Here is a 23,287-nt window from a genome sequence, read left to right as displayed (position 1 = left end):
AGACCTGAGCTCACCTGTGGTGCGGCGAGGTCAGGTAGTGCTGTCGGAGGAGCTCCTTCCCGTAGTCGTTGCCGTTGGGGGTGCGGACGACGGAGTGGACGTGCTTCTGGGTCGGGCCGTCGCCCTGTCTCGCGCCGTACGCGCCGGCCGGCGGGCCCGGGCCCTGGCAGTCGACCTCGACCCGGACGACGGGGCTGTGCCCGCGGACGTGGAAGGCGGCGTCGTCACCGGTGCCGCCGGCCCAGGTGACGTAGGTGTCGTCGAGCTGGGCCCGGACCTCGGCCATCCGCACCTTCGCCGCGTCGGCCCTGGCGTGGCCGACGAACGCCTCGACGATGCCGAGGAGCTTCTTCTTCTGGGCGGCGGTGAGCTTGTCGCCGCGCAGACCGACGTGCTCCTGCACCGCGTTGTCGGAGAAGGCGCCCGCCTTCATCGGCTCCCTGTCCGCCGACCCTGTCCGACGGCTGAGGGCGGTCCGGGGGCCGGTTGGGGATCGTGACGCGATGCGGTGAAGGTGATCCGGCGGACGTGAACGTGCGGACGCGAACCGGCGCACGCGCGCGGGGCATTGACCGCCGTGGTGTCTGCTCCCTAGCGTAGAATACGTTTACTGTCGCCCCCGGTCGCCCCACTCCCGGAGGACTTCCCGGAGCTCGCCTTTCACGCCCCCTCCCTTCAGGAGCAGCATGTCGACGGCCGCCCGCCCCCGTGCCCTCTTCGCGTTGGACCCGGTCCATCTGCCCGGGCTCTTCCCCGCCCCTCTCATGGAGCGCCTGCGGCGGCTCGTCCGCATCGATCCCGCGCTGGTGGTGCGGGACTTCACCGACCCCGGGGCCGCTCGGGCGCTGGCCGAGGCGGAGGTGCTGATCACGGGCTGGGGCTGTCCCCGGATCGACGCCGAGGTGCTCGACGCGGCCCCCCGGCTCCGTACCGTCCTGCACGCGGCGGGCAGTGTGCGCGGCATCCTGTCGGACACCTTCTGGGAGCGCGGGCTCGTCGTCTCCAGCGCCGTGCGGGCCAACGCCCTGCCCGTCGCGGAGTACACGCTCGCCGCCATCCTGTTCGCCGGCAAGGACGCCTTCCGCCTCCGCGAGCGCTCCCGGACCGAACACCTCCCGCCGGCGCCGGCCGACTGCGCGGCGGTCGGCAACCTCGGCCGGCGGATCGGCGTGATCGGCGCCTCCCAGGTGGGCCGCCGGGTACTCGAACTGCTGCGCCCCTTCGACCTCTGCGTCAGCCTCTACGACCCGTACGTGGACGACGCGGGGGCGGCGGCGCTGGGTGCCGTTCCGCTTCCGCTGGACGAACTGCTGCGCACCAGCGACGTCGTGAGCGTGCACGCCCCCGACACTCCGGAGACCCACCGGATGCTCAGCCGCGAACGGCTGGCCCTGATCCCGGACGGCGCGACCCTGATCAACACCTCACGCGGTGCCCTCATCGATCCCGAGGCACTCACCGAAGAGCTGGTCGGCGGCCGGATCAACGCGGTCCTGGATGTCACCGAGCCGGAACCGCTGCCCGCCGACTCCCCGCTCCGGCAGCTCCCCAACGTCTTCCTCACCCCCCACATCGCCGGCTCCCTCGGCAACGAACTGGCCCGCCTCGGGGGCACCGTCGTGGCGGAGCTGGAACGCCTCGCGGAAGGGCTCACGCCCGCGCACGCCGTCCAGCGTGCCCAACTGGCCAACAGCGCCTGACCGTTCGGCGTGTGCCGGCTCCGCCCTGCCGTCGGACGGTCGTCCCGCCGGACGGTCGCTCTTCGCGGCCGAAGGTCGACTCGCGACCGGGTCAACGGTTACCGCCGGGAGGGGTGCGCTCGCCGTCGACCCCACGACCGTACGGGTGCGGTCAGGTCAGGACCCGGCCGCCGCGTTGGCGTAGCGGTGGGCCAACCGGGCGAAGGCGTGCCGGAGTTCGGCCGGACCGACGACCTCGATGTCGGCGTCGAACCGGCCGACGGCCGCGGCGAGGCCGGCCCACGACCACGAGCCGAGGACGAGGCGGCAGCGGTCCGGGCCGAGTTCCTCGACGACCCCGTCGTGGGTGTGCCGGGACACGGCGGCGGCCGGCAGGCCGAGGATGACCTCGCCGCGGCACGGCCAGTCGCCCGAGCCCTGGGAGCCCCGGAACCTGGCGGCCATGAAGGCGGCCACGGTTCCTCCGGGCAGTTCACGCGGGGTGAATCGGGGCCCCGTCGGGGTGCGTGGGGTGACCCGGTCGGCGCGGAAGGTGCGCCAGTCGTCGCGGTCGAGGTCGAAGGCCACGAGGTACCAGCACCCGCCCCACGCGACGAGGTGATGGGGCTGAACCCGGCGGGGCGGAAGCGCGCCGGGGCCGTCGTCGTCACCGGCTCCCGGGGTGGCCGCGGGGGCGTGGTCGAAGCGGAGCACCTCGCGGGCGTGGACGGCGGCGGCGAGGACCACGAGCACGTTGCTGTCGGCCTGTGGTCCCGGCCGGGCCGCGGGCCCCTCGACCGCGGCGACCTGAAGGGTGTCGATGCGGCGACGCAGCCGTGCGGGCATGACCTGCCGGACGGTGACCAGCGCGCGCGCCGCCGCCTCCTCGATGCCCGCACCGGTGGTGGTGGCGATCCGGAGCGCGAGCGCGAGCGCGACGGCCTGCTCCTCGTCGAACAGCATCGGGGGCGGTTCCGCACCCGGGTCGAGCCGGTATCCGCCGTCGGGACCCTTGAAGGCCGCGATGGGATAGCCGAGTTCGCGCAGGCGGTCGACATCACGGCGCACGGTGCGCGGACTGATGTCCAGCCGCTCGGCAAGAAGCGCCCCCGGCCAGTCCCGGCGCGCCTGGAGCAGCGAGAGCAGTGCCAGCAGTCGTGCTGATGTCTTCGGCATGACGCGCATCCTCCCCGCAGAAGCGGCCACATCCTGACCTCTTCCCTTGCGACTGTTGTCCCGTGCCGAACAACGAGAACGACCGGAAGGACACCGTCACCGTGACCGCCACGACCCCGCCCTCCTCCACCGCCGACGCCGAGCGGGCCGACCTGCTCGCCGCACTCGCGACCGCCCGGACGGCGCTCGTCACCACCACGCGCGGGCTCAGCGACGAGCAGGCCGGCGAACGCCCCACCGTCAGCGCGCTGTGCCTGGGCGGCCTGATCAAGCATGTCGCGTCCGTCGAGGAGGGGTGGATGCGGTTCGTCGTCGAGGGCCCGTCGGCGATGCGCTACGACCTGCCCGACGGTGTCACCTGGGCCGACCTCACGGCCGGTACCGCACGCGAGTTCCCGCAGTGGGCGATCGAGCACCAGAACGACTTCCGGATGCTGCCCGGCGAGACACTGGCCGGAGTGGTCGAGCGCTATGAGCAGGTAGCCGCCCGGAGCGAGAAGGTCATCGCCTCCGTCGCGGACCTGTCGGCGACACACCCGCTGCCGGAGGCACCGTGGAACGAGCCGGGCGCCGTGCGCAGTGTGCGCAGGGTGCTCACGCACCTCATCGCCGAGACCGCCCAGCACGCCGGGCACGCGGACATTCTGCGCGAGGCGCTCGACGGGCAGAAGTCGACCTGACCGGTGAGGGGACCGGCCGCGTCGAGCACATCACCCGCCTTCCCGTAGCGCCGCGACGAGGAAGTGCCGGTTGCGGGGCGGGCCGTCAGGGCGTGGGGCCGGAAGCCGTGGCGACGCACCAGCCGAGCGGCGGCAGGGACACCGAGCCCCCGCCGGGGGCGGGCGTCGCGTCGCCCGCAGCCGGTACCCACGCGGCGGCCGGCACGGCGGCCGTGGCCGGCTCACTCCCGTAGTTCAGCGCGACGGCGATCCCGGCACCGGTGCCGGGATCGCCGAGGCTGTAGGAGAGGACGGTGTCGTCGACGGTGTGCAGACGGGGCTGGGCGCGTACGAGCCAGGGGTGGCGTCGGCGGATGCCGATCAGGGTCTGGTGCAGGCGCTGGACGTCCAGGCCGTCGGGGCCGAGGCCGGAGGGGGAGTGAGGGAAGGCCGGACGGACGGCGTCGTCACCGCCCACCCGCTCCTCCTTGACGCCCCGCCAGGCCCGTTCGTCGCCGGCGTAGACGGACGGTACGCCGCCGACGGTGAAGAGCACGGCGAGCGCGTGCGCCAGGTGGCGGGGCTCGCGGAGTCGACTGGCGATGCGGGTCACGTCGTGGTTGCCGACGAACGTCTGCGGGACGAAGACGTCGAGCAAGGCGCTGTGCCGCTTGAGCGACCAGGCCAGTTCGTGGGGGTTGACGTCGTTGAGCGAGCTCCAGATCGCCTTCCACAGTTCGTACTGTGTGACGGAGTCCAGACCGCCCTCGGTGACCTGGGCGGCGTAGTCGCCGTGGATCACCTCACCGCACCACCACGCCTGCGGATGGCGGGCGCGGACCCGACCGGTGACGGTGTGCCAGAACGGGCGGGGAACGGCGTAGGCGGCATCCAGTCGCCAGCCCGAGACGCCCCGCTCCAGCCAGTGGTCCATGACCTCGGTGACGTAGTCGGCGACGGCCGGCGAGGCGTGGTTGAGGGTGACCAGGTGGCCGTGGCCCTCGAAGGTGCGGAAGTCGTCCCTCTCGGGGACGAACCAGTCGGCGAACGAGGAGGCGGCGCCGTGGCGTGCCAGGTCGGCGAAGGGGCCGAAGGAGCGGCCCACATGGTTGAAGACGCCGTCCAGCAGTACGCGCACCCCGCGGGCGGTGGCCTGCTCGATCAGCGCGCTCAGGTCGTCCTCGGTGCCCAGGCGGGGATCGACCCGGAAGTGGTCGACCGTGTCGTAGCCGTGGGTCTCGGAGGCGAAGACGGGCCCCAGTGCGAGGCCGTTGCAGCCGAGCCCGATCAGGTGGTCGAGCCAGTCGGCCAGGTTCGTGAGCCGGTGGTGGGGGAGGGCGTCCGGTGGAAGGGCGTCGGGCTCCGCGCCGAGGAAGCTCAGCGGGTGGACGTGCCACCAGATGGCGTGGTCGGACCAGGACACGGCAGCCTCCATCAGCGAGTACGGGACGTACGGTCGGTCCCTTCTGCACGACCTCTGCGAGACCCGGTCCGGGCCTGGGACATTCGGGTGGTGATGACGCGGCGGTGATAGGTGCTGCCCAGTTTATGACCGCCGTTGCGCCAGGGGCCTGTCCGGCCGGTCCTGCCGGACAGGCCCCTGGCCTTGGAAAGGGCTCAGCGCTTGAGCGTGAAGCTGAAGTCGCCGGAGAGCTTGCCGCTCAGCCGGACTGCCGACACGAGATTCCCCTCCACTATCAGCCTCTCGACCTCGGCCCGCGAAAGACCGCATCCTTCAGCGATCAGTCGCACCGGCCGGACGGGAATCCGCGCCGCGAAGCGGACCGAGACGTCGATGACCTCATGGTCCAGGTGATCCGATCCGTCGGCGTCGAGGCGCCAGGCGTTGTCCCAGTCGAGGGCGATGCGATTACGGCGCCGCACGACCGGATCCTGGAGCAGCTCGGCTGCCAGGCCGAGGTCGTTGTCATGGAGCCGGTCCAGCAGTTCGGGTCGTACGGAGCGCACGTTCATCCGCTCCAGGACCGTGAGCTTCGCGGTCTCCCCGCAGGCGGTACAGAGGACCAGGAGCCAGGCGTCGATGAGCTTGTGGTTCGCGTTGACGCGAAACTTGCCGTTCGCCCGGAAGCGCTCGGACGCGCACGCATGGCAACGACGGACGACGAGGGGCAGGCAGGTGGGCGCGACCACCCAGGTTTTGAGCACAGAAGTACACCGGTTTCAGTGAGAAGTCCGCAGCAAAAAGGAGCGCGGCGCAAAGGCGCGACGCGCGACGATTCAGCACTCGGGAGGTCTCACAGGGTGTACAACGGGACGTCCTTGCCTAGACGACGTGGTTCGGCAGCACGCTAGTGGCGCGGGGCGGCGCTGTTCCACTGGTTTTCGATCGCCCTACCGGCAGGGCGGGTTGCTGCCTCGATGAGGCGTCCGCCCTCGTCCATCCCGCGGAGCTCGGCGTCCCCGCTGTCCGGCGCGGCCGGGTCAGCGGGTGCTCCACTTCTGGTTGTCCTTGCCGTTGCAGGACCACAGTTGAAGGCGGGTGCCGTTGCCGGTCTGGCGGTCCTTCACGTCGACGCACTTGTCGGCCTGCGAGTTGACCAGGTCGTGAGAGGAGTTGAGACGGAACTGCTGTGCCGGGTTGCCGCTGCAGACGGCCAACTGGATCACGGCGCCGTCGGTCTTGGAACCCCAGGCGACGTCCATGCACCGGCCCATGGACCGCACGGTGCCGTCCGACTTGAACTCCCACTTCTGCCAGTTGTCGCCGCCGCAGTCCCATATCTCCAGCGGGGAGCCGTCCTTGCCCTTGTTGCCGACGATGTCGATGCAACGGCCGCCGGCGTGACTGTAGATCAGTACGCCGGGCGCGCTGCTCGTCGTATCGGCGCTGCCGGTGCCGGTGCCGCTGCCCGTGCTCGTACTGGTCCCGCCCTTGGTGCCGCTGCTGCCGCTCGTTCCGCTCTTCGACGTGGACGTGCCACTGCCGCTCTTCGACCCGGAGCCGCCCTTGGAGGAGGACGAGCCGGAGCCCGCGTGCGACGTGTCCGTGTCGGACACCGGCTTGTGCCTGGAGCCCGAGGCCGTCGTGGACTTCCCGTCGTGCGAGTTCTTCGACGGCGATGACGAGTTCGGGGCTCCCGGCACCGGGGCCGCGGAGCCGAAGCTGCCCGGGGAGTCGCCGTTGAGCGAGTCGCCCAGCACGGTGCCCGAGGTACTGCCGGCGCCGGCTGACCGTACCGCGCTGTCGTCGTCCTTGCGCGTGTTGATCAGGAAGGGCACCGACACGAGGAGCGCGCCGGCGATCGCCGCGGCCGCCAGCATGGCTCTGGGTGGGCGCCCGGGGCGGCTCTCCTGCCCGGCGTCGGCCTCGGAGCCGCTGTCCGCCGCATCCGTCGCCGCAGCCGCCGTCGTCGCCGAACCGGGTTCGGTGACGGCTTCGCCCGCGCCCTCACCTTCCCCCGCGCCCTCGGCTTCACCCTCGCCCGCGGCTTCGCTCTCGCCATCGGCTTCCCCGATGCCTTCGGCTTGCCCGGCGCTCTCGGCTTCCCCGGTGCCTTCGGCCTCCGCGGGGTCGTCCTCGCCGTCGGCCCGTGTCGGCCGGGTGGCCTGGCGGCCCGCGACGGCGGAGGTTGGCGCCGCGCCGGAGGAGGTCGCGGTCTGTGCCTCCGTCTCCGGTTCGGGACCGGGGTCGGGCTCCGGGGCTGCTGTCAGAACGGCGGACGGCGACAGCAAGGGTCTCCTCGCGGATCCCGAGCCCGAGGCAGCCGCCCGCGCGGTCGGCTCGCTCTCGGGATCAGGTCCGGCGGTCGCGCGCTCGGGTCCGGACTCGGCGGGGTTCTGGGCGGTGGTCAAGACGTCCTCCTGGCGGAGTTGCTGTGGGGGTGGGGACCCACCGGGCCCCGGGGCTGCTGTCGGGTCTCACCGGCCATGCCTCAGGCCTCCCGCGGACGAGGAGGGCGCACGGAATACACCACGCCGTCGAACTCGATCCGCATCGGAACGCCCGAGCCGGGGCCGTACCGGTGTTCGGTGGTGCCCGGACCGGTGATCACGATATCCCGGCCGGCGGCATGCGCGGCAAGCATCGCCACGGTTGCGGGATAGTCCGTCAACCGAGCCCGGTCGAGCAGGAGTTGCACTCTGTGCGCGCGGTTCAGTGGTACGGCGGCCACCGTCAGCCGGTCGCCGAGGAGCGCGGCCTCGGCCTGCTTGTTCTGCGGGAGGTCGATACCCAGTGCGCGTATCTCCTCCAGCGAGACGGTGTCACCGTCGGCCGCGAGCCCGATGAGGGGCACGCCCGACGGTTCCCCGATCGACCCCTCGGTGCCCGAGCCCGCGTCGGGCGCGTCCGCCCCCCGCTGGCTCGCGAGCCGGTCGATCAGCCAGCGGTGGAGGGCGTCCTTGCCGCCTCGGGTCGGTGCCGCGGCGCCGCGGTCAGGGGAGTTCTCGTCCCGGTGCGAGTCGTCACCCGGGTGGGAGCCGTCCTCCCGGCTCGTCCGCAGTGCCTCGTGCAGCGCGGCGACCAAGGACTCCTGCGGGGACTGGTGGACGCGCGGCGGCGTCGAGCGAGGGGTGGGCAGGGGCCAACGAGCCGAGCTGGAGGCCAGCGACCCCGTCGGCACGTCGACGCGCGGGCTCGCGGGCACGGCGGCCGCCAACGTGAGGAGCTGTTGTTCGGCGCGGGTCTGGGCGTCGGTCGCGGTCGCCTGCCGGTCGCGGGTGGCCTGGATCAAGTCGGGCAGTTCCCGCAGGCGTTGACGAGCCGTCTGTGCCGCCCGCTCCGCGGTCCGGCGCCGTTCGAGGGCGTGCGTGAGGTCGGTGGCGCGCTGCTCGGCCGTCCGGTGGGCCTGCTCCGCCTCGCTCAGCAGGCCCGGCAGAGTACGCTCGGTGGCGTCGGCGCTCCTGCGCTCCTCGCCCATGGCGGCCCGGATCCTGTCCAGCTCCGTCCGGCCCTCTTCCCGGCTACCGCGCAGCCTCTCCAGTGCCTCCGCCGCCTCGCGTGCCCGGACCTGGTCGGGGCGCTCTTCCTCCTGCTCGGCCGGATGGTTGCGTTCGATGCTGGTCACGACCGCCTCCGCTTCCCGGAGTGCGACTTCGGCGGCACGCAGCTCGCCGTCGAGGGTGCCGACGCGCGTCGTGAGCCGGGTGGCGAGCGTGGTGAGACGCGTGATCTCCGCGGACGACCGAAGCCGGTTCCGCTCGGCCAGCTCAACGGCTTCCCGCGCCGCGCGGCCACGTCCTTCCGCGGCCTGTGACACCTCGCGGATCCCGTCCACGCTTTCGGCCGCGCGACGGACCGCCTCGTCGGCGTCGGCCACTCGCGCGGGTTGCGCCTCGGCCTCGCTGCCGAGTACGAACTCCGTCCGGCGAGCCTCGTGTTCGGTCTCCGCGGCGGTGGTCAGCGCGGTGGCCTGTCCGTCGAAGAGCTGCCAGGCCCGCTGGGCCTCGGCGGGCAGACCCTGGACGGCGCCGGCGGCGTCGAAGTTCCACAGGCGCAGGCTGTTGTCGTCCCCCCGGACGACGAGTTCGATGGGCTTCCCGGCGAGCGCGGCGGCGCGGGAGGCGGCGAACAGGGCACGCCCCAGGTGCTGTTGCACGGAGGGGGCGTCACTCCCGAACGTCGTGGCGGGGTCGGTGTCCAGGGCGAGCCAGAGTTGCGCCGCCTGGTCGGTGTCCGCGATCTGCGAGGCGAGGAGGCCGGGCAGCCCACGGAGCGGATGCCGTCGCCAGTCCCGCAGGTCGCTGTCGGCGACGATGCCCGGCCGGGTTTCGCGGACGGTGTCCGGTACGGCGTCGGGGGTTGTCCCGTCGGCGGGCCGGGCGTTGGTCAGGGCCTCCGCGTCGGCGGCCGCGCGCACCATCGAGGGCAGGTCGTACACCTGCGGATGCGTGCGAGGCGGGGTGATTCCGTGCCCCAGCGCGTCCCGCTCGCCGATGCGCACGGTGGCGGTGCCCGTGACGTGACGTACGCCCCGCGGGCCGCGAGCCGTGATGTGGGTGTCGACCAGTGCCTCGTACGTCCGGGTGCCGTGGGAGTCGTCCGTGGGAGCGGTCGTCGTCCCGGTCTTGAGCCATTCGCGGCGGCCTCCGCCCGCGCCTTCCGTGGTGCCCGCCGTCCGCGGCTGCCGGGTCAGGACGGGGACGGTCGCGCCGCCGAGCGTCTGGTTGGTGTCGTCGTGACTGTAGGCGCCCTGGAAGCCGAGGCCCCCGGTGGTGCCACCGCTCCGGGACGATCCGCCACTGACAGCGCTGACCCGCAGTCGGTCGAGGGTCACGTCGGCGGCCTGCGTGACGCGGCGCGGGTGGTGCAGGCTCACGGCGAGTGTGGGCGGGTGCGCGGGATCGGACTCGAAGGGGTAGGCGCCGGGCATGGTGTCGGTCAGACCGGCGGCGGTGCGCGGGTGGTCGAGGGCGATGTCGCCCGCCTGGATGAGCTCACCGATGCGGACGGTCGTGCTCTCCGCCGACGTCGACGCTTTCAGGGACCGCCACGTGCGGGCCTGCCCGGGCGCCACCTCGCCGAGGGCGGTGCTGAGTTCGTCCCCCGCGTTGAACTCGAAGACGGGAGCCGGCCCGGTCGGCACGAACCGTCCGCCCGAGAGGTCGGGCGGGGCCGCGCCGACGGTCGGCGGGCGCGGTCCCGCCACGTCCTCGGCGGTGGTGGCCTCGCTGCCCGTGAAGCGCAGGGTGACGGTGGCAGGCACGGATGCCCTGCGATACGGCCCGTTGCCGAGCACACGGTTGATCCAACTCGCCGTCCCGTCACCGGAATCCGTGTCCTGGTCGCCGTAGGCGAGGATGCCGCCCTGGAGGAGCCCGCCGATGACGTTGGGCGGCCAGTCCGCGACGAGTTCCGAGCGGACGGCCACCTCGTAGTCGTAGTCGAGTTCGAAGTCGGCGGCGTTGTCGGTCCGCAGCCAGAACCGGTCCTCCGCCGTGGAGACGGCTTTCGTGCCGTGGCTGCGCGTGCTGCTCGCGGTCACGACGGGGCCGGTCCGGTCCGTACGGGTGTCGTGTTCCGGGCGCGGGTAGCGCGTGGTCGGGTTGAGGGTGAGACCGTGCTGCGTGGTGCGGGTCGTGCCGGTGGTGTCACCGGTCGCGGTGTGCGCGTGGTACTGCTCGAGTCCCGTGCCGGGACCGGCGTGCCGGCCGCGCACGGTGCGCAGGGCGTTGGCGTCGCCCCGTGGCCTGGCGGTGAGCGTGACCTCGACCAGGCGGGCCCCGCCGAGAGCGAGATGCCGGAAGTGGAAGCGCTGTACCCCTCGCGGGCCGCGCCCGGGCAGAGCGCGCAGACCGGCGGTGGAGGTGTAGTCGGCGATCCGGGAGGCCACGCCGGGGAGATAGGCGGAGTGCCCGGGCCGGGTCACGCCCGGAGCCTCCGCCTCGACGAGGGCGGTCAGTTCCGTGCGGAGACGGTCCCGCCGTTCGACGGGACCGGTGGCCGGGGCGGTGTGCGGTTGGTCGGGTGCGTGGGTGTTCGTCAGGTCGGCGAGTGTGTCGTTCGGCCCGGTTGCCCGGCCGCTGGGCGGTTCTACGGCTCCGGCGTCGGCCGGCCGCGCCGCCGGTTCGCCGAGCTGGGTGACGGACAGGACGCTTGCCAGGCCCGGTTCCCCGGTGCGGGTGAAGCGCTGCGGCAGCGGGAGGGTCTCGGCGGCCGCCGGCGAGGGAGTGAGCCCGTCGACCCCGGCGAACCACTCCTGATGGCGGGTGAGTTGGCCCTCCGTCATGAGGAACTGCACGGCCTGCGGTATGTCCACGGCCACTGTCACCGGGGTGTCGCTGCCGTAGCCGAGGGTGTTGCCGACGGCGTTGCGGGTTCCGCGCCTCAGGGTGACCAGAAGGGTCGCGTCGGCGGCGATGCGGTGTTCGTCGCCGCTCTCGGTGGCGGTGCGGTTGACGGAGGTGCCGGCGGAGAGGGTGGCCGAGTTCTCCGTCCTGGTCGTGCGGGTGTACTTCGCGGACGGTCCGAAGGCCGACGGGCGGTGCGTAGCGGCGACGGACGCGTTGTTCGCCGTGGCCTGCTCCGGCACCGCTGTGGCTGTCGGTGCCGCACTCGGGTTCGTGCTCGGTGGCGGAGGCGTGGAGGCGGTCGTCGTGGCCGGAGTCCTGGTGCCGGTGACGGCGACACCTTGTTGGCGGCTCGTACCGACGGACTTCTGCTGGGCGCCGGAGTCGACGGAGACCACGCCCGTCTCCAGGTACTGCTTGGCGCTGTGGAGATGACGTGCGTTGCGCAGTACGCCGCGGATCTCCAGTGCGTAGTCCTGGTCGGCGCCCAGGCCCGGCAGCGTGATGCCCTCCACGATGTAGGCGCCCTTGAAGATCTGGTGCCCGCGCGCCAGGAGGCCGGCGGGTGACAGGGCCGCCTGTGCCACCTCGGCGGCGAGTGTGGTCGGATCGGTGGCGCTCTGCCCCGCCAGGCTGGACGACAGCAGGCGGGCCGTGTCCTTGAGCACCTGAGGGCTCAGGGCGCTCGCCGCCCCGCTGACGGCGGCCAGCAGACCCGGTTCCGGGCGGCCCGGGTGTGTGCCCTCCGTGATCTGTCGTATCGCCTCCTGAAGGGCGGCAGCGCCGCGGAACACGTCCACGATCGCGTCGTCCGGGAGCTTGACGACCCCGGCCACCGGACTGCCGTCCGGACCGGTCATCGCCAGTCGCTCCAGGTCGGCGTCGTCGGGACGGCGAACGGCGGGTGGCGGTGCGGGCGCCGCGAGGGTGCCGGGGGCCGCCGGGAGGGTGCGGTGGTGGGGGACGGCCAGGGTGATGGTGCCGGCGACGGTCCTGGGCGGCGGACCCGCCGGAGGCGGAACCTCGCCGGGCGGCACGTAGGGGTGGGAGGCGGTGTGCTCGGCGAACCGTACGGCGGGTTCGGCGCCGGAACCGTCGTACAGATCGAGGGCGAAGAGGGCGGGGACCTCGAATTCCTCGCTGCCCTGGTGGGAGCCGATGAACAGCTGGTCGTGGCCGAGACCGGAACCGGCGGTGGCCGTGTGCGTCGTCTGGTGGGCGAAGGTGTGGTCGGCGGCCCCGCCGAGAGTGCCCGAGCCTTTGGTGAAGGGGCCTACGGGACCGCTGACGGAGCCGCCGAAGCCGGCCGACCAGCCGTAGCCGGACGACTGCTGCTCGGTGCCACCCATGCCGAAGGAGGTGAGCGAGACGTGCTGGATGGACGAGCGGGTACGGGTGTGCCGGCTGGGCGGCGCGGAGCCCGACCCGGCGCCCGGGGCTCGGGTGGCGGTGAGGTTGAGCTTGACGCGGTGGGTGCCCGTGGCCGTGGGGCGTTCGAGCCACAGCGCGTGGCCGCCGTCCACCATGGCGTCGGTGGCGGCGCGCAGCCCGATGTCCGAGCGGGTCTGTTCGAACCGGCGCAGGTTGTTCAACTGCGCCTGTACGAGCGCCTCGTCGGGCAGGACACGGTTGCGCACCGGTGCGTCCGCCCGGGGAGGCAGGTATCCGTTGGCGCGCAGCCAGTCCTCGGCGTGCCCGAAGAGCTGCTGCGGCCCTTCGACGGTCAGCGGCGTCGTGGTGATGCCGATGCTCTGAAGGTTCTCCAACTCGGCGGGCAGAGCACGCCGTTCGTCTTCGGCCGGCGGGTGCCCCTCGGCGTCCGGCTTGGCCGGCAGTCGCAGATGCATGCCGTTGGGCCAGGAGTCGAACGTGTGGGTGGTGGCGCCGCCGCCCGGACGGATGAGAGTGACCGTGTGCCGGATGTCGGCGGGTGTGAGCAGGTGACCGCGGTTGGTGCGCAGCGCGTGCATGATGCCGGCGCTGCCGCCGCTGCCGAGCGTGTCGCTGGTCTGCCAGCGGACCCCGCCCTTGCCCAGGACACCGCCGGAAACCATGCCGGAGGCGTCGGGATGGCCGGCCGCGAGGCTGCCGGTGAACGCCGGACCGACACCGACGTCCACCCCGACCGCATTGGTGATCTTGGCCTGGCCGTCCACCTTGACCGTGTGGACGAGATGACTCTCCAGGTTGATCTTTCCGTCCAGACTCCTGTGGGTGGGCTGCCCCGGTACGACTTCGGTGGTGACCTTCAGCATCCCGATGGCCCGGCCCCGCGCGTCCAGCAGCAGCGGAGAGAAGATGCCGCCCGAGCGCTGCATGGGCAGGGTGCCGCGGAGCACGGGTTCGGAGAGGAACGCCTCCAGCTCCTGTGCGGACGACTCTCCGAGAGCGGACAGGTCGGTGTGGAAGGTGCCGTGTACGGCCTCCAGCAGGCGGTGCGGTTCCGCGACGGTGTCCACACCCCACAACGGGAGGGCGTCCAGCTCGGCCGGCTCCGGCAGCGCGGTGTCCGCGTCGGCGTCGACGGCCAGGTGCTCGGGGAACCAGACCGTGACCGGCCCATGTCCTTCCGCCACGCCCCAGTTGTCCGTCGGTGCCATGCGCGGCACGTCGACCCGCACCTCCCAGTCGGTGTCGAACCGGTAGGCGTGGGACAGCTCGTTGCTGCGCTGGGCCGTCGTGGTCTGCACGGCCTGTGTGACCGAGGTCGACATGGACAGCTGATTGTGTGTCAACGACAGCGAGGGGCCGAAGTCCCAGGCCCGCACAGGACCGGCCTTGGGAATCGGCAACGAAGCCGACCAAGGCACCACCACCGCCCGGTAGTTGCCCGACGACTCGGAGTCGCCCCATTCCTGAGTCCCCAGACCCCGGCGCTCGACCCGTACGTCCGGATCCGACGGGTCCTGGCTGCCCTGCCGGGCCGAGGGCACGGGATCGCGCAGGGCGAGGCGCACGTCCACCGTACGCCGCCGTCCGCCGACCTCGACGGTGACCCGGTGTCCCATGCTGCTGCGCAGATAGGGCAGGTTCAGCACCAACTGCTCGCCGCTGAGCAGGCGCCGCAACTCGGCCCGCACCGGGTGGTCCTGCGCCACGGGGGCGGTGAGACGCAGGGCCCGCAGAACCTGCTCGTGCAGACCCTCCACGACGTGCGCCGGCAACGGCTCGACCTGCACGAGCCCGACATTGCCGTCCCGTTGGGCGCCGTACTTCTGGACGTACGACGAGGGTGTCACCGGTGCGAGGGGGGAGGCGCCGGTGGTGGTTCGGGTGGTTCTGGCGTGGGGTGGGGGTGTGGTGTCGTCGGGGTTGCCGATGAGGGTGTGGAGGAGGGCGAGGTGGCGGGGTCGGAGGCCGCCTTGTGTGTAGTTGGCCGCCTGTTCGTGGGTGGTGGTCGTGTGGATGTGGTGGGGGACGGGGCGTTGGTAGGTGCCCATGAGGCTGCCGTCGATCTGGGGGCGTTGTGGTGCGGTGTTGTCGCGGTTTTCGTCGCGGAGGCCGAGTTGGTGGCCTATTTCGTGGGTGAAGTCGGTGGCGGTGCCGTTGGTGCGCCAGACGTGGTGGGAGGTGCGGCGTCCGGAGGCGGGGTCGGCGAGTTCGACGGTGAGGTGTGCTGTGGTGCCGGGTGGGGTGGGGGCGATGGTGACGTGGAGGCGTTCGCCGGTGGGGAGGCGGTGGCCGGGGGCGTTGAAGGTGTGCTGCACGCCTTGCGTCATGCGGTCCCAGACGGCCTGGCGTTGGGTGTCGGAGATGGTGTCGGCGTGGGTGAGGGTGAGGTGGATGGTGAGGTCGACTATGGGTTCGCCGTCGTGGGTGAAGCGGCGGACGTCGAAGCCGGAGTGGACCATGTACTGGGTGGGTGTGCCGTTGGCGGTCTTCGGTCGGGAGACCGGGTCCAGCCATGAGTGGGATCGCGGGTCGGGGGTGGCGGCCGAACGCGCCTCCTCCCAACCAACTGGTAGGGCGGCCACATCGATCGGCGCCGGTGTCGGTGACACGTCGATCGAGTCGGTCGGCGGGGCCAGCGGGGCCGGTGGGTCGGCCGGGTCAGACGATGCCGCTGCGGCCACCGCGTTGCGCAGTCGGCCGACACGCACGCGTGCGTCCGCGACCGCCGACCTGGTCTGCTCAAGCTCTTCGGTGACCTCCCGGAGAGCTGTCCGCTGCTGGGCGAGTTCCGTGTTCAGCCCCGTCAGATGGTCACTCGCCGTACGGGCGTCTCTCTGGTCCGGGCGTTCGGTCTGCGGTGTCGGCGTCGGTGTCGTGGTGCCGTAGCGCCGGCGGTTGACGTCGTCGACGATCGCGGCGAGTTGTCGCAGACGAAGCCTGGCCGCCTGGATCTCGGTGGTGAGCTGACGGATGCGTCGCTGGTGTTCGCTTCTGCGCGCCGTGAGTTGGGCCATCTCGCTTTCGAGGTGGTCGATCTCGCCCTCGATCACCGTGATGGCCTCACGCGTCTGACGGATCTGTGCCTGTTCCGGCGTCTCCCGGTGTCCTACGAGGTACGTCGAGATGGCGGCCAGGTCGACTGTCGTGAAGCCCTTGTGCCGGGTGTTCGGATCACCTTTGAGATCCGGCTTGTCCTCCTTGCGCTGGTTCTCGCGCCCCCGCACCCAGACGGGGTGGTTCACGGCGGCCGTGGTGCGCAGGATCGTCGCCTTGAGTGTTTCGTTCTTCTTGTCGGTCCTGAGTTGCTCCTTGTATCCGTCCAGCAGGTTCCGGATCTGGACGATGTACTTTCCGGAGCGGGTGGGCGGGGTGACCTGGAGGCGTTCGTAGCCGGGTGCCAGACCGCCGCTGCTGGTCTTCCCGTCCTCGGTGGCCGCATGCCATTTGGCCATGCGTTCGCCGCCGTGGCTGCCTTCCTCCTCCATGTAGCGCACGGTGTGGCCCGCCAACGCGAGCGCTTCGAGGTTTCCGCTGCGGAAGCCAAGATGCCGGAGCCCGGCGGAATTGCCGCCGTCGCCCCTGCTCTGCCGGTCGAGGTATTCGTACAGCCGCATCTGTCCGATGCGGCTGTCACCGCCCCAGGTCCGAACGCCTTCCCTGTCCGTCCAGAAGTCGGTCAGGTCGTGGACGTCCAGTCCCGCAGCCCGCTGCTTGTCGACGATCGCCGGGTATTTGTCGCGCATTTCGTGATGTGTCTTCGCGTCCCCCGCGATGATCACGAGTGGGCCCTTGTCGCTTCCCGGGCGCGGACGCTCGTTGATGCTCGTGAGGATCTGGTCGATGCCGGTGTAGCTGGTGTCGTGTTCGACGTGGACGTCGCCGCGCTTGCCGCTGAATCGCGACCACAGGACGATCGTGTCCCGTCCCGGCTCGACGGTGATTCCCCGGCCCGCCAGCCACGATGCCACCGCCTCCCGCTGATCCGGCGGAAAACCAGTGTCGTCAAGACGCCAGTTGGCGCGGATACGGTCGCGCAGATCCTGATTGAAGTGTTTCGCGACGAGGGTCGTGCCCGATCCGACCGGGACCAGGTAGTCCTTCCGCTTGGTCTTGCTGAGGCGCATCAGGTAGCCGGAGGAGACACTTTCGGTCTCCTTCTCGGCGGCGGCCTTGATGCCCTCCGAGTCGAAGGTCGCGGCTTCGGCGAAGTGCACCTGCCGGGCCGGGACACCGCCGGCCAGATAGAAGTCCCGGATGTCCCTGCCCTTGTCACGGGGGTCGGCTCCGGCACCCCGCGGACCGCCGACCACCACGACATGGAGGTGGGGATCGCGGAGCAGGGCGGCGGCGATGCCGAACTGGTCGCCTGTCGCATAACCCGGCTGGTGGATGACCATGCTCGGCCGCACGGCCGGGTCCGGTGCGCCGACGAACGCGTTGAGGCGGGCGAGGTCGTCGAAGGCGCCGTCGCCCGGGTCCCCCTGCGAATCCGAGGCGTCACCGAGGCCGAGTGAACGGACGAATGCGTGGGTGAGGTCGGCGGCGGTGCCGTCGGTGCGCCAGACCTGGCGGGAGGTGGGACGTCCGGAGGACGGGTCGGCCAACTCCACCGTGAGATGGGCTTCGGCACCGGGCGGAACCCGCTCGACGGTGACGTGGACGCGTTCGCCGGTGGGGAGTCGGTGGCCTGGGGCGTTGAAGGTCTGCTCCACGCCTTCGGCCAGCCGGTCCCAGACGGTCTCCAGGTCGGCAGCGGGGACGCTGTCGGCGTTGGGGAAGGCCACCCTGACGGTGAGATCCGCGATCGGGATGTCGCTGTGGCTGAAGCGGCGGACGGTGAAGCCGGACGAGGCCTCGGCCGGGGTGGTCCGGCCGTCGGTGGCCCGTGGCGCGGAGTCCTCGTCCACCCACGTGTACGACCGCTCCACCGCGAGAGCCGCCGCACGTGCTGTCTGCCAGTTCTCGGGCAGGGCCGGCACCACAGCCGGCGTGGCGGACCCGTCGGGCGTGTCGACGACGGGTGCCAACGGGTCGGCGCCGGCCGGCGGGACGGACCGCGACGCATGGATCGCCGTCCGCAGGTCGGTGAGACGGGCGCTGGTGCCGGCGAGCTGGACGCGCGTCCGGGCCAGCTCGTCGTTGACCTGTCGTAGGGCGGACCGCTGCTCAGTCAGCTCCGTGTTCAGTCTGGCGAGGTCTTCGCTCGCCACCCGAGCCCGTTGCTGATCCGATCGCTCGGAGCCGGGCGACGGCGGTGCGGCGTTCTTCGGGACCTTGAGGTTGCGGTTGATGGAGCGGACGATCGCTTCGAGCTCCCGAAGGCGCCGACCGGCGTTTTCTATCTCCCCGTTGAGTTCGGCGATGCGCCTGCGGTGTTCGACCCTGCTCGCCTCGAGCAGGGTGAGCTGGCCGCTCAGGTGCGCGATGTCGGCCTCGACCGCCGCGATGGCCTCGTGCGCCAGACGGATCTGGGCCTCCTCCGGCGTCTCCGGATCCGGTCGCAGGTAGGCCGCTATCGCGTCGAGATCCTGGTCCGTGAAGCCCTTGGGGTACGCGTTGACGTCCTCGTAGATGACGGCAGGCTTGTCCCCCTTACGGAGATCGGTCTTGCCGCGTACCCACAGAGGGTGATGGACGTCGTTCGCGGGATCCGCGATCCTGTTCTGCAGTTCCCGGTTGTTCCTGTCGGCCTTGAGCGCCGTCTTGTACGTCTCCACATCCTTGCGGATCTTGACGATGTACTTTCCGGAGCGCGTGGGAGGGGCCACGTGGATGCGTTCGTATCCGGGTGCCAGACCGCCGCTGCCGGTCTTCCCGTCCTCGGTGGCCGCATGCCACTTGGCCATGCGATCGCCGCCCTGGCTGCCTTCCTCCTCCATGTAGCGCACGGTGTGGCCCGCCAGGGCGAGCGCTTCGAGATTGCCGCTGCGGAAACCCAGGTGCTTCAGCCTGGACCTGCCGCCACTCGAGCCCTTGCTCCGGCGGTCGAGGTACTCGTACAACCGCATCTGCCCGATGCGGCTGTCACCGCCCCATGTCGCCACGCCCTCCTCGTCCGTCCAGAAATCCGTGAGGTCGTGCACGTCCAGGTTCGGCCCCCGGTGCTTGGCGACGAGGTCCGGATACTTGTCCGGCCGCTGGGCGTTCGTCTTCGCGTCCCCCGCGATGATGACGAGCGGGGGCCGGGAGCCGTCCGGGCGCGGCTGCTCGGCGATGCGCTCAAGGATCTGGTCGATGCCGGTGTAACTGGTGTCGTGTTCGACGTGGACGTCGCCGCGTTTGCCGCTGAAACGGGACCACAGGACGATCGTTTCCCGGCCGGGCTCCACGGTGATCCCCCGGCCGGCCAGCCAGGAAGCCACCGCGCTGTGGTCCTCAGGCGGGAACGCGGTGTCGTCGAGGCCCCACGCCGAACGGACGCGGCCGCGGAGTTGCTCGCTGAAGTGTTTCGCCACCCAGGTCGTGCCCGACCCCACGGGGATCAGGAACTTCTTCTTGTTGTTGCCGCTCAGCCTGCCGTACGCGCCCGCGGTCACCGCCCCGGCCGCCCTCTCGGCCGCGGTCTTGATCCCGCCCGCATCGAAGGTGGCCGCTTCCTCGAAATGCACCTGGTGCGCCGGAACACCGCTGGCCAGGTAGAAGGCCGCGATGTCCCTGCCCTTGTCGCGGGAATCCGCACCGTCGCCCGAAGGACCGCCCACGACCACCACGTGCAGGGCGGGATCGCCGAGCAGCGCGGCGGCGATCCCGAACTGGTCACCCGTCGCGTAACCCGGATGCATCAGCAACTCCCGGACGGGCGGAGGGGGTTGTGTCGCCGCAAGGGACGTGGTCGGTCCGGTCGACGTACCGGCATCGTCGCTGTTGCTGACCGGTGCGAGGGGGGAGGCGCCGGTGGTGGTTCGGGTGGTTCTGGCGTGGGGTGGGGGTGTGGTGTCGTTGGGGTTGCCGATGAGGGTGTGGAGGAGGGCGAGGTGGCGGGGTCGGAGGCCGCCTTGTGTGTAGTTGGCCGCCTGTTCGTGGGTGGTGGTCGTGTGGATGTGGTGGGGGACGGGGCGTTGGTAGGTGCCCATGAGGCTGCCGTCGATCTGGGGGCGTTGTGGTGCGGTGTTGTCGCGGTTTTCGTCGCGGAGGCCGAGTTGGTGGCCTATTTCGTGGGTGAAGTCGGTGGCGGTGCCGTTGGTGCGCCAGACGTGGTGGGAGGTGCGGCGTCCGGAGGCGGGGTCGGCGAGTTCGACGGTGAGGTGTGCTGTGGTGCCGGGTGGGGTGGGGGCGATGGTGACGTGGAGGCGTTCGCCGGTGGGGAGGCGGTGGCCGGGGGCGTTGAAGGTGTGCTGCACGCCTTGCGTCATGCGGTCCCAGACGGCCTGGCGTTGGGTGTCGGAGATGGTGTCGGCGTGGGTGAGGGTGAGGTGGATGGTGAGGTCGACTATGGGTTCGCCGTCGTGGGTGAAGCGGCGGACGTCGAAGCCGGAGTGGACCATGTACTGGGTGGGTGTGCCGTTGGCGGTCTTCGGTCGGGAGACCGGGTCCAGCCATGAGTGGGATCGCGGGTCGGGGGTGGCGGCCGAACGCGCCTCCTCCCAACCAGGGCGCAGGGCGGGGACCGCGTGCGGAGTGACGGCCGTGTGCGCCGCGTCGGCCCCCTGGGCCACGGGAACGGCCGTGTCCGGGGCCGGGGTTGAGATGTCCGTGGCGAGGACTGTGGGCGCCGCTGTCGTCGCCACGGGAGTCGGTGGGGCGGCGAGGTTGTCCCCGCTCGGGGTCGAGTCGGGCGCGGTGTTCTCCTCCACCGTCCCGGTGAGAGGCGCGAACGAGTCTGCGCCGCCGGTGGATTCGGTCCTGACGCGGGGCGGGGGAGTGGTGTCGTCGGCGGTCTTCGGCGTCGACACCGGATCGACCCAGGTGTGCGACCGCCCCACGGGAGGGGCAGCCGCCCGCGCGGCATTCCACCCTGCCGGCGCCGAGGAGGACGAGGCGGGCGAGGAGAACGGTGACGGCGAGAGGGACGAGACCGGGGCGGCGGACGGGACGGGAGTGGTCGACGTGGTCTCGGTCTGGATCGGCGCCGAGGCTGACGCCGAAGGCGAGGGAGAGGGAGAGGGAGAGGTCGAGGTCGAGGTCGAGGTCGAGGTCGAGGTCGAGGTCGAGGTCGAGGTCGAGGTCGAGGTCGAGGTCGAGGTCGAGGTCGACGATGGTGATTCCGGCGAGCTTGAACCGGCGGAGTCGTCGGCGGCATCCGTCGACGTGGCGCTGTCGGCCTCGGGCTGCTCCGAGGCGTCCCGCGTGTTCGTCGTCTCCGTCGTCTCCGTCGTCTCCGTCGTCTCCGTCGAGTCCGACGACTCCGACGAGTCGGACGAGTTCGGGGAACTCCGGTGGTTCGAGTTGGACCCCGAGGGCTGGTTGCCCCGCCCCCCACTGCCCGGAGTGGGAGTGCCACCCCCGCTGTTCGCACCCGGCGGCACGCTGGACGACGACGTGGGCACCGGCCCCGGGGCACCGACGCCTCCGACGTCCTCCAGTCCACCCCGGTCCCCCGACCCACCGACGCCCACCGTGGGCAGGTCGGGGTCCACGGAACCCGAGCTCGAGCCCCCATCCGAACCAGTGCCCGACCCCGCCCCGTCGTCCAGCCCAGCCGTCCCCGCCGTCCCCGGCGTGTCCGCGTCGGACGTGGTGCGGGTCCCCTTCCCCCGCGTCCCACCCCCGTTGCCCTTCCCCCGGCTGTCGGAGCCCTGGGTTCCGTCGGCCCCGCCGACCGGCAGCACGTTGACGCCGCCGAAGTCGAAGCCGGAGCGGAAGGCGCCGCCGAACTTGGAGGCGCTGTCGAAGAGCGCCGAGGTGACCACGGAGCTGAGACCCGCACCGAGGAAGGTGTCCCAGCTGCCCTCCCACTTGCCATTGAAGATGCCGTTGACGAAGACCTCGGCGAGCGCCTCCGAGCCGCCCGCCACCAGGAACTCGTTGGCGCCGCTCCCGGTACCGCGCGCGAAGCGGTCGCCGAAGGAGTTCGACCTCGGCGGGTTGTCGAACTTCGAGGTGATGTCGTCGGTGATGTTCTTGGTGTTGTTCTTGCCGAACCGGGTTCCGCCAGGGCCGTCCAGGAGGTTGCGGAATCCCTTGCCGATGTTCTTCGTGAGGGAGTCGAAGGCCCCGTGGAACAGCCCGGTGAAGGCGCCGAACACGCCGTCCTGGAAGATCTGGCCCCAGTCGAAGTTGTCCGGTCTGCGTCCGGGTGGGGCGAGGGTCATCATCGCCAGCCGGACGGCGAAGGTCTGGAACGCCTCGTCGAAGGCCTCCGACAGGCTCGGCAGTACGTGGGTGCGCTTGAGCAGGTGGTCCAGGGTGGCCAGAATCGCCACCCGGCTGCGGGCCTTGGCGGTGGCGGCCTGGCTGGCGGCCGAGCCGCCGGTGAAGAAGGACAGTGCCGTGATGATGGCCAACTCGATGAGCAGCCTGATGAGTTCGGCGATGATCTGCCATTTCGCCTCCATGATGTCCATGGAGATCTTGACCCGGCCGTCGCCGACGTCGTCCAGCTGCTTCGAGAACTCCCGCAGGTAGTTGGTGCCACCGTTGTCCACGAACAGCCGCATGGCCCGTACGTACTGCTGGCCGACCTGCGGCGGCAGCGACTGGCCGACGCCGAGGACGGACTGCTCGATCAGGTCGGACAGGTCCCGGACGTTCTTGCCGAGCCGCTTGTAGGGCTTGTGGCTCGCGTACGCCAGGTCCTCGTCCGCTTGCAGCATCTTCTCGCCGATGAGCACGAAGAGCAGGTTGTTGAGCTGGGGCGAGACGACGATGCTCATCGGACGGTCAGTGCCTTCCGCCGCGACGGCCCGCCGAGTTGATCGAGTCGATGACGCCGCTCTGGGTGTTACGGATGTTGTCGAGGTTGGCCAGGGTTCCGTCGGCGACGCTGACCACGGCGTCCACCAGGGAGGTACCGGTGTCGACGGCCGTCTTGCGCTCGCGCTTGTCCTGCGGGACGACCTCCTGCGCGAAGCTGTCGTCGCGGCCGGTCCAGCCGACGGTCGCGTTGAGGCCGATGGTGAAGTCACGGAGCATCTCGTGGGCGAGAGCGCTGATCTGGTCGATCTGCCGCACGCCGGAGGCCAGCCGCTCGGGCTCGGCGTAGTACGCGTTTCCTTCGCTCATCCGGGATCAGTCCTCCGTGTCCTCGTGGATCTCGTCGCGCAGTCTGCGGGACGAGGGTCGGTCGTCCCCGGCCCGAGGGCCGTCGAGGACGCCTGGGCCGAAGATCTTGTTCCAGTCGACGTTCACACCGGGCAGTTCGGGCACCGCGTCGTGGGGGCGGGTGAACGGCTCGAAGGCGTGCATCACCTGACGGGCCATCACCGACCGGGCCTCCTGAGCGGCCTCCAGCACACTGGCGGCCAGTTGGGCGGCCGGCATGGTGCGGTACTTGCCGTCCAGGAAGCGGAGCGCGGTCAGGTCGCCCTGCGCGCTGACGGTGACCTCCACCGCGCGGTCCTGGGAGCGCACCGTGGAGCTGGCGGTGCTCAGTTCGCGCTCCGCCTCGGTCACCGCCGCCCGGGTCGCCTCCAGATCGGCCATGGCCTGGGCGAGGCGCTGCTCGATCGTTTCCTTCATGTCGCTCATGTCCGT

The 23,287-nt window shown here is 71.3% G+C and carries 10 protein-coding genes; 2 read left to right on the top strand and 8 right to left on the bottom strand.

The genetic code is table 11. The features are described 5' to 3' along the window. Nucleotides 1–10: 10 nt before the first annotated feature. A complete protein-coding gene (locus OG985_RS07735) occupies nucleotides 11–433 on the bottom strand; it encodes a DUF3500 domain-containing protein (RefSeq protein WP_371667485.1) in 423 nt (140 codons plus the stop codon). Nucleotides 434–686: 253 nt separating this feature from the next. Between OG985_RS07735 and OG985_RS07730 the strand changes: the two genes are divergently transcribed. Then, nucleotides 687–1,700 (top strand): hydroxyacid dehydrogenase, encoded by a 1,014-nt coding sequence (locus OG985_RS07730; protein ID WP_371667484.1) that lies wholly within the window; start codon nucleotides 687–689, stop codon nucleotides 1,698–1,700. Nucleotides 1,701–1,856: 156 nt separating this feature from the next. Here the strand turns inward: OG985_RS07730 and OG985_RS07725 are convergent, their stop codons facing one another. Beyond that, nucleotides 1,857–2,855: a helix-turn-helix transcriptional regulator gene (locus OG985_RS07725; RefSeq protein ID WP_371667483.1), complete on the bottom strand. Its 999-nt coding sequence runs from the start codon at nucleotides 2,853–2,855 to the stop codon at nucleotides 1,857–1,859. Nucleotides 2,856–2,956: 101 nt separating this feature from the next. Between OG985_RS07725 and OG985_RS07720 the strand changes: the two genes are divergently transcribed. Continuing rightward, entirely contained in the window at nucleotides 2,957–3,535 is a 579-nt protein-coding gene (locus OG985_RS07720) for a DinB family protein (RefSeq protein ID WP_371674295.1), read from the top strand. Between the two features lie 85 nt (nucleotides 3,536–3,620). Here OG985_RS07720 and OG985_RS07715 read toward each other — a convergent pair whose 3' ends face one another. From OG985_RS07715 to OG985_RS07690, 6 genes are all read right to left on the bottom strand, one after another. Beyond that, on the bottom strand, nucleotides 3,621–4,937 hold the full coding sequence (locus OG985_RS07715) for an alpha-amylase family protein (RefSeq protein ID WP_371667482.1): 1,317 nt from the start codon (nucleotides 4,935–4,937) through the stop codon (nucleotides 3,621–3,623). A 194-nt stretch (nucleotides 4,938–5,131) separates the two neighbouring features. After that, a complete protein-coding gene (locus tag OG985_RS07710; protein WP_371667480.1) occupies nucleotides 5,132–5,680 on the bottom strand; it encodes a DUF1062 domain-containing protein in 549 nt (182 codons plus the stop codon). A gap of 276 nt (nucleotides 5,681–5,956) precedes the next feature. Beyond that, nucleotides 5,957–7,327 (bottom strand): ricin-type beta-trefoil lectin domain protein, encoded by a 1,371-nt coding sequence (locus OG985_RS07705; protein WP_371667479.1) that lies wholly within the window; start codon nucleotides 7,325–7,327, stop codon nucleotides 5,957–5,959. A gap of 80 nt (nucleotides 7,328–7,407) precedes the next feature. Then, nucleotides 7,408–22,467, bottom strand: coding sequence for a hypothetical protein (locus OG985_RS07700; protein WP_371667477.1), 15,060 nt, complete (start codon nucleotides 22,465–22,467; stop codon nucleotides 7,408–7,410). A 7-nt stretch (nucleotides 22,468–22,474) separates the two neighbouring features. Continuing rightward, complete coding sequence (locus tag OG985_RS07695; RefSeq protein ID WP_371667476.1) at nucleotides 22,475–22,816, bottom strand: hypothetical protein; 342 nt, start codon at nucleotides 22,814–22,816, stop codon at nucleotides 22,475–22,477. 6 nt (nucleotides 22,817–22,822) lie between these two features. Further along, nucleotides 22,823–23,281: a YbaB/EbfC family nucleoid-associated protein gene (locus tag OG985_RS07690; RefSeq protein WP_371667475.1), complete on the bottom strand. Its 459-nt coding sequence runs from the start codon at nucleotides 23,279–23,281 to the stop codon at nucleotides 22,823–22,825. Between the last annotated feature and the right edge of the window lie 6 nt (nucleotides 23,282–23,287).

Origin of the sequence: Streptomyces sp. NBC_00289 (genome assembly GCF_041435115.1) — a bacterium.
GTDB lineage: Bacteria > Actinomycetota > Actinomycetes > Streptomycetales > Streptomycetaceae > Streptomyces.
The sequence above is the reverse complement of the archived record's forward strand: the minus strand, read 5'-3'. Positions and strand labels throughout refer to the sequence as shown.